The sequence below is a fragment of the Pedobacter sp. BG31 genome, from assembly GCF_042464845.1.
GTDB classification, from domain to species: domain Bacteria; phylum Bacteroidota; class Bacteroidia; order Sphingobacteriales; family Sphingobacteriaceae; genus Pedobacter; species Pedobacter suwonensis.
Genome location: NZ_JBHNZK010000027.1, coordinates 46,019 through 53,424, shown reverse-complemented (window position 1 = coordinate 53,424; position 7,406 = coordinate 46,019). Strand labels below are relative to the sequence as shown.

At 38.6% G+C, this 7,406-nt stretch carries 8 protein-coding genes; 4 read left to right on the top strand and 4 right to left on the bottom strand.

Translation table 11 applies throughout. The features are described 5' to 3' along the window. Nucleotides 1–241 precede the first annotated feature (241 nt). The 4 genes from ACFE6N_RS21900 to ACFE6N_RS21885 all read left to right on the top strand — a co-directional run bounded on the left by ACFE6N_RS21900 (nt 242) and on the right by ACFE6N_RS21885 (nt 3,415). A complete protein-coding gene (locus tag ACFE6N_RS21900) occupies nt 242–412 on the top strand; it encodes a hypothetical protein (protein ID WP_166672316.1) in 171 nt (56 codons plus the stop codon). Between the two features lie 84 nt (nt 413–496). Further along, entirely contained in the window at nt 497–808 is a 312-nt protein-coding gene (locus tag ACFE6N_RS21895) for a DUF3467 domain-containing protein (RefSeq protein WP_029279713.1), read from the top strand. Between the two features lie 76 nt (nt 809–884). Beyond that, nucleotides 885–2,108, top strand: coding sequence for an OmpP1/FadL family transporter (locus tag ACFE6N_RS21890; protein ID WP_378939996.1), 1,224 nt, complete (start codon nt 885–887; stop codon nt 2,106–2,108). A gap of 11 nt (nt 2,109–2,119) precedes the next feature. Next, nucleotides 2,120–3,415, top strand: coding sequence for an SGNH/GDSL hydrolase family protein (locus ACFE6N_RS21885; RefSeq protein ID WP_378939995.1), 1,296 nt, complete (start codon nt 2,120–2,122; stop codon nt 3,413–3,415). A gap of 49 nt (nt 3,416–3,464) precedes the next feature. On the opposite strand, the gene miaA is transcribed toward ACFE6N_RS21885, so the two are convergent. From miaA to ACFE6N_RS21865, 4 genes are all read right to left on the bottom strand, one after another. Further along, nucleotides 3,465–4,388: a tRNA (adenosine(37)-N6)-dimethylallyltransferase MiaA gene (gene miaA / locus ACFE6N_RS21880; protein ID WP_378939994.1), complete on the bottom strand. Its 924-nt coding sequence runs from the start codon at nt 4,386–4,388 to the stop codon at nt 3,465–3,467. A gap of 74 nt (nt 4,389–4,462) precedes the next feature. Next, nucleotides 4,463–5,110, bottom strand: a complete 648-nt coding sequence (locus tag ACFE6N_RS21875) for an IS1096 element passenger TnpR family protein (RefSeq protein ID WP_134203957.1) — start codon at nt 5,108–5,110, stop codon at nt 4,463–4,465. A gap of 99 nt (nt 5,111–5,209) precedes the next feature. Then, nucleotides 5,210–6,616 (bottom strand): CCA tRNA nucleotidyltransferase, encoded by a 1,407-nt coding sequence (locus tag ACFE6N_RS21870; RefSeq protein WP_378939993.1) that lies wholly within the window; start codon nt 6,614–6,616, stop codon nt 5,210–5,212. A gap of 119 nt (nt 6,617–6,735) precedes the next feature. Beyond that, nucleotides 6,736–7,302, bottom strand: a complete 567-nt coding sequence (locus ACFE6N_RS21865) for an L-threonylcarbamoyladenylate synthase (protein ID WP_145856170.1) — start codon at nt 7,300–7,302, stop codon at nt 6,736–6,738. Between the last annotated feature and the right edge of the window lie 104 nt (nt 7,303–7,406).

Below are 7,406 nucleotides of genomic sequence, written 5' to 3'. Positions count from 1 at the left end.
CGGTAAAAAATGTATTTTTGCCCATGTTGTATTTAGGTGTGGTAACTCAAATATAACAGCACAAAGGGTAGCTTTTATCGCTGCCCTTTTTTATAAGCAAAAAATATTTTCTCCGGACAACAGTGAACTTGTTTCAGCATCTTTTCAACAAGTAGACCCTGAAATAAATTCAGGGTGACGATTTAGGAAGAACAAAAATAATTGAACTCAGTCAGTAAATAAGAATAAACACAATAGAGTTATGCCTGAATTGGATAATAAGAAAGAGATTTTAGCAACAAAAGAAGATATTGGCAATACTAAGGAAGCACTGGCTAATGCCAAAGCTGAAATTATTAAGTGGATGTTTATTTTTTGGATCGGTCAGATTGCAGCTACGGTAGGTATAATATTAACTTACCTGAAAAAATAAAGGTTAAAAGTTTCGATGATTTTCTTTAATATTATATTCTAAATTCCGCCATTAAGCAGCGGAATTTTTTATTTTTGAAGCATTATGGAAGAACAACAAAACGAGAATCAATTAAACATAGAGTTATCAGAAGAGATTGCTGAAGGGATTTTTTCTAACCTGGCTATTATTACCCATTCTAATACCGAATTTGTATTAGATTTTATCCGCGTAATGCCGGGTATTCCGAAAGCAAAGGTAAAGTCGAGAATTATTTTAACTCCGGAGCACGCAAAACGCTTATTATCAGCGTTGGAAGATAATATACAAAAATTCGAAGCCGTAAACGGACGTATTAAGACTCAGGAAGAACCGCCTTTTCCGATGGGTTTTGGTGGACCGACTGCCCAAGCCTAGAACCCTCAAAATTCTTACACACAAATATTTGCTTACTATGTTAGCATAGTATATATTTGTATATAACCATTTATAAATGAAAAAAATTTTATTGAGCGTATTACTTTCTGCTCCACTATGGGTTTTGGGGCAGGGTTTCCAGGTTAATTTACAAGGTCAGAAGCAAATAGGTATGGCGGGTGCAGGTTCTGCATTGGCTTTGGATGAAGCTTCTGTATTTTACAATCCGGGTGCGGTATCTTTCTTAGAGAAAAACTCAGTTTCAGCAGGAGTAAACCCATTATTATTTAAATCAGCGTTTCAACAAACAGGCTCAAACGTTACGGAGAATGTTAAAAATAAAATTGCGCCTCCATTCGAATTTTACGCGGTTTGGGGTCCGAAATCAAATAAATGGAAACTGGGTTTAGGCGTTTATACGCCATTCGGAGGTTTGGTTGACTGGGGGAATGACTGGTCTGGCAGATATGCACTAACCTCATTAAATTTAAAAGCCATTTATTTCCAACCGACTTTAAGTATCAAAATTACTGACCGTATTGGTATTGGTGCAGGTTTTGTGTATAATCATGGTGACGTGAATCTTCAAAGAGCGCTTCCTGTAAATTTTCCTGATGGGCGCTCCGGACATGCTACTTTAGAGGGAACCGGAAAAGGTTATGGTTGGAATGCAGGTTTATATATTAAGACCCTAAGCAATATTTCATTTGCGCTTGTTCACAAATCAAAAGTAGTTACGAAATTAGATAATGGTACTGCTGAGTTTGATGTACCAGGTTCATTAAGGTCTTCGTTCCCTGCAGGAAACACTTTCAATGCGGAATTACCTTTACCGTCAACCACAAGCCTGGGTATAGGCATTCCATTATCACAAAGTACTACATTGGCATTTGATGCCAGTTGGGTGCAATGGCATATTTATCAGGATTTATCATTTGATTATGCGACCAATACTCCAGCACTTGCGGATACCAAATCGGCTCGTAATTATCGGGATGGTTCTTCTTTCAAACTGGGTATTAATCACCAGGCATCAGAAAAATTAGCTTTACGAGCTGGTGTGGGCTATGCGCTTTCACCTGTACAGGATGGCTATGTAACACCTGAAGCACCAGATGCTGATCGTTATATTTTAAGTGCTGGTTTAGGTTATACGCCTACCCGCCATTTCGAAGTTAATGCATCGTTCTTTTTTGAAGATGTTAAATCACGTAAGCAAAAGAATATAGAAACAGGCCTGGATGGTACTTTTAAAACATTGGTTTATGCGCCAGGTATTTCATTAACTTATAAATGGTAGGAGAATTTAAGATGAAAAAATATATATTAAATAGTTTCATTGCTGCTGCCATTCTTTTCACAGCAGCCTGCAAACCTGAGATTGAAACACCTGCGGGCACAACGGCAGGACAAGCGAATTTCAGCAAATACATTGCTGTTGGTAATTCATTAACTTCAGGTTATGCTGATGGTGGGTTATATTTAGAAGGCCAGAAAGTGGCATACCCGAATTTAATTGCGGCGAAGATGTCATCGGTAGGAGGAGGAGCTTTTAATTCTCCATTTTTTACTGAAGAGCATTCAAATGGCTCTGGTTATTTGTCATTGTCTGCACTGGTTAACGGTACACCGACATTAACTCAAGTAATAGATAAATTAGCCTATAGAGATCCCGCAAAACATTTGGATAAATACAGTGGTGAAATCCAAAATTTAGGTATTCCCGGTATGCGTGTCGATTTATCTTTCGATCCAACACTTACTTTTAGCGCTGCCAATCCTTTTTTTGAGCGTTTATTAACGGATGCGCAAGTTGGTAAAACCAATTATTTTCAATATATCCAGGGAAGAAACCATACCTTTTTCTCTATCTGGTTGGGAAATAATGATGTATTGGGTTATGCTTTAAATGGTGCGGTAACTGTTGCTGGTGATCCGACTACCGTGTTAACAGATAAAGTAACCTTCTCCTCATTATATGCTAATTTATTAAATGCCTTAACCGCTGGTGGTCAGAAAGGAATAGTAGCCACTATTCCTGATGTAACAGCTATTCCTTACTTCAATACTGTTAAGCCTTCTCTGCTGCTCGCTGCAGCAAAGGCTTCTAATCCCGCTGCTCAGGCCGTATTTATTCAAACGGGTACTGGCGCGGTAAGGGTAGCAACGGATGAAGATTTAATTCGTTTACCGTTTCAATCGGCTGGTTTATTTGGTCAGGGTACTATTCCTTATGGTTTGCACCCGTTAAATCCGATCGCAAGCAACTGGGTATTGGATAAAGATGAGGTAATTAAGGTAAAAGATTATGTAAACAGCTATAACAGCAGCATAAAATCTATCGCAACAAGCAAAGGTTTAGCTATAGCAGATACCTATGCTTATTTTAATCAGGTAAAAGCTGGTGTATTAGTACAAGGTATTGGTATCAATGCTGCTTTTATTTCAGGTGGGGCTTTCTCTTTAGATGGAATTCATTTAACCCCCCGTGGTAATGCAGTAATTGCGAATGTATTTATCGATGCCATTAATGCAAAATATGGCTCTACTATTCCGACGGTTGATGTTACACAATATAGAGGAGTAAAATTTCCTGACACAAAGTAAGGTTTATGGATTTAAAAAAAGGGGAGCATAGTTTTGTATGCTCCCCTTTTTATTTGCAGGTTATTTTGTTCTCTGCAAAGTCGATAATTTGTTCACTTTGGTCAGGTTCAAACCAGGTCACTTCTTCGTCTCTCCTAAACCAGGTAAGCTGGCGTTTGGCAAAGCGCCGGGTATTTTGTTTAATGGCAGCAACGGCATCCTCAAGGTCAATTTTGCCGTCCAGGTAATCGAAAAGCTCACTATAACCTACCGTATTTAAGGCATTATACTTTTTAAATGGTAAGAGAGATTTTACTTCCTCTACTAAGCCATCCGCCATCATCCGATCCACTCTGCTGTTAATCCGATCATAAAGAACGGCGCGATCGGTATTTAATCCAATCTTGATGATATTAAACGGTCTTTCCTTTTTGGTTGCCGAAAGCATTGAAGAAAGCTTTTGACCTGTTGATAAATATACTTCCAAACCCCTGATCATTCTTTGTGGATTTTGTTGATCTACTTTGGCAAAGTATTCAGGATCCACTTTGGCCAGTTGATTTTGGATAACACTTAAACCTTCTTCTTCGAATTGTTTATTTAATTTTTCCCTGATCGATAAATCGATATCGGGCATGTCATCTAAACCATTTATCAATGCATTTACATATAACCCTGAGCCTCCAACCATAATCGCTACATCATGTTTCCTGAAAATTTCATCCAGTTTCTTTAGCCCTTCAACTTCAAAATCGCCGGTACTGAATAATTGCGATACTGAATGTGAATCAATAAAATGATGCTTTGCCGCTGCTAATTCAGCTGCACTGGGTTTTGCGGTTCCTATTGCCATTTCCCTAAAAAACTGCCGCGAATCTGCAGAGATAATTTCTGTGCCGAAATGTTGAGCCAGTTGAATAGCCAAAGTCGTTTTGCCTATGGCAGTAGGGCCAACTACGGATATTAAAGTTTTTGTTTTCGGGGCTTGAGGCATGAAGATTGGTATAAAATAAAAGCTGCCAAATTTAAATATTTGGCAGCTTTTTGCATTTATTATTTTGTTGCTAATTAATAGTCATCTTTATGGCTGTCATCTCCGAACTGATCATCATCAGAAAATTCATCTCCAAATTCGTCGTCTTCACTCTCTTCATCTTCTTCCCGTTCTTCCTCGTTGATACCCATATCGCCCATGGCTTCTAATTCGTCGGTATCTTCAGGTACAAAGTTCATTTCGTTTAAGAAATCAAATTCACCTGCAGTCGCAGCAGCTCCCCGGGGATCAACAGCCTGCGGACTATTCTGCTCCATAATTTTTGGTGCTTCACCAACGCTTTTGGCTAAAAATGGATATTCGATATTCGGATCGGCGTCAAGTATGATTTTTACCAGTTCTACGTGGAAATCGTAAGGGCGGTCGAAATTATAGATATAGTAAAACTTTTGATGTGGATCTTCAATGAAACCGCTTAATTTGGAATTTTCCATTAAAACTACACGGTCTTTTTTTCGTTCGTTTGGTAAATAGGCAATTTCATCGCCTTTTAGCCAATTATCGGTACTTACATAAAAAGATGAAGGCTTTTCGGCATTATAACCTGTCGATCTGTGGATAGCTTTATGCAGATCTTCAAATGTTTGGTTTGATTTAATGTCGATCTCTCTCACAACATCATCAAAATCTTCGAAAGTAATTCTAAATTTATAAATAGCCATTATTTTATTTTGGAATCGTAAAAATAAAGTTAATTTATAACTGCCGCAAGCATGGAGTGTCTTAAAAGACACCGTATTTAGATTGTTACGGCAATCAAATTATTTATTAACAGGATATAATCCCATTTGTTTTGCCTGATTAAGCATAAAATTAAACGCTTCCTGATAGTCATTTGTAATCTCACCTTCCAATATGGCCTCACGAATGGCATTTTTAATCAGGCCGACTTCTTTGCCTGCATCGAGGTCAAAAGTTTCCATGATATCGTTGCCGGTAATTGGCGGTTGCCAGTTTCTGATTTTATCACGTTCTTCAACATCCCTGAGCTTTTGCTTTACCAGTTCAAAGTTGTTTCGGTATTTTGTTTTCTTATATTCGTTTTTGGTGGTTACATCGGCATTGCAGAGCAACATCAGGCTTTCAATTTCTTCTCCGGCATCAAAAAGCAATCGCCTTACAGCAGAATCTGTAACCGTTTCCTGAGCAAGCACAATTGGGCGTAAATGAAGTTGCACCAGTTTTTGCACATACTTCATCTTTTCGTTTAAAGGAAGTTTCAGCTGTGCAAAAATTTTCGGAACCATGCGCGCACCCCTGTCTTCATGGCCGTGGAATGTCCAGCCGTGGCCTTCTTCAAAACGTTTGGTAGCCGGTTTGGCAATATCATGTAAAATAGCTGCCCAGCGTAGCCATAAATCATCCGTATCCGCGCATACGTTATCCAATACCTCAAGTGTATGATAGAAATTGTCTTTATGCCCTTTTCCTTTAATAATTTCCACGCCATGAAGTTGTGCCATCTGGGGGAAAATGATATGCAATAATCCGGTATCGAAAAGATATTTAAAGCCTACAGATGGTTTTTTGGAGAGAATGATTTTATTCATCTCATCTGTAATCCGCTCTTTTGATACAATGCTAATGCGCTGCTTTTGTGTTTTTATGGCATGAAGCGCAGTCTCATCAATATCAAAATTAAGTTGTGAAGCGAAACGTATGGCCCGCATCATGCGCAAAGGATCATCAGAAAAGGTTATTTCAGGGTCGAGTGGCGTACGGATCAGCTTATTTTCGAGATCTTTAATGCCGTCAAAGGGATCCAGTAATTCACCAAAACGATCAGCATTTAAATTAATTGCCAAAGCATTGATGGTGAAATCTCTGCGGAGCTGGTCGTCTGCTAAAGTACCATCTTCAACAATAGGTTTGCGCGAATCAGAACGATAAGATTCTTTCCGGGCGCCCACAAACTCGATTTCTAAATCCTGAAATTTGATGTTTGCCGTACCAAAATTTTTAAAAACAGCCACCTTGGTGTTCAGTTTTCTACCTACCGCTTCAGCATAGGCTATTCCGCTGCCCACAACAACCACATCAATATCTTTTGAAGGGCGATCTAAAAATAAATCGCGAACAAAGCCACCGATTACATATGCTTCGGTTTGGTGCTTATCAGCAATTTGTGATAAGGTTTTAAATATTGGATGTTGTAGGTGTTGCTGCATAAAAATGATTTCGTCATGCTGATCCGATAGCTGGCTATTGGATTTATTTCAGCATCTATTAAAAAATAACCTGGTGACGAATTACTTAATGATGCGAAATTAATAAAAACTATTGAGGCTTACTTCCTGATAAACTCAAACTGTCCACCTGGAGAAAGTTTCATGATGGTTGATGGTTTTTTGCTGGTCCGGTTTTCCTGTTCAAAATCTACTACATAATCAACAGCATTGATAATTTCAGGATCAATGTCATCGAAGAATTTTGGCGAAGGCTGCCCGCTTAAATTTGCAGAGGTAGATACGATAGGTTTTCTAAAACGCTGGATCAATGGGGTACAAAAATCGTGTTTAACAATTCTGATGCCTACGCTGCCATCAGCGTTAATTACATTTTTAGCCAAGTTTTTGGCATTCGAAAAAACAACGGTAAGCGGGTTTTCTGCATATTCGATCAGATCATACGCCACGTCGGGTATTTCGGCAACATAACTCTGCAGTTTACTGTCAATATCCAATAAGACGATTAAGCTCTTTTCGGCCGGCCGGTTCTTTATTTTCAGTACTTTGTCTACCGCTTCCGGATTGGTGGCATCGCAACCTATTCCCCAAATGGTATCGGTAGGATAGAGGATTACCCCGCCCGATTTTAATACTTCTAAAGCTTTGTTAATCTCATCTTTTAACATTCTGCAAAGTTAATTGATAAAGCTTAAGTTAAGTAACGTACTCATAAAAGAATTTTAGCATTATATATTTTTTATTCTATTAAATGTTACGCGCTGGCAAATGA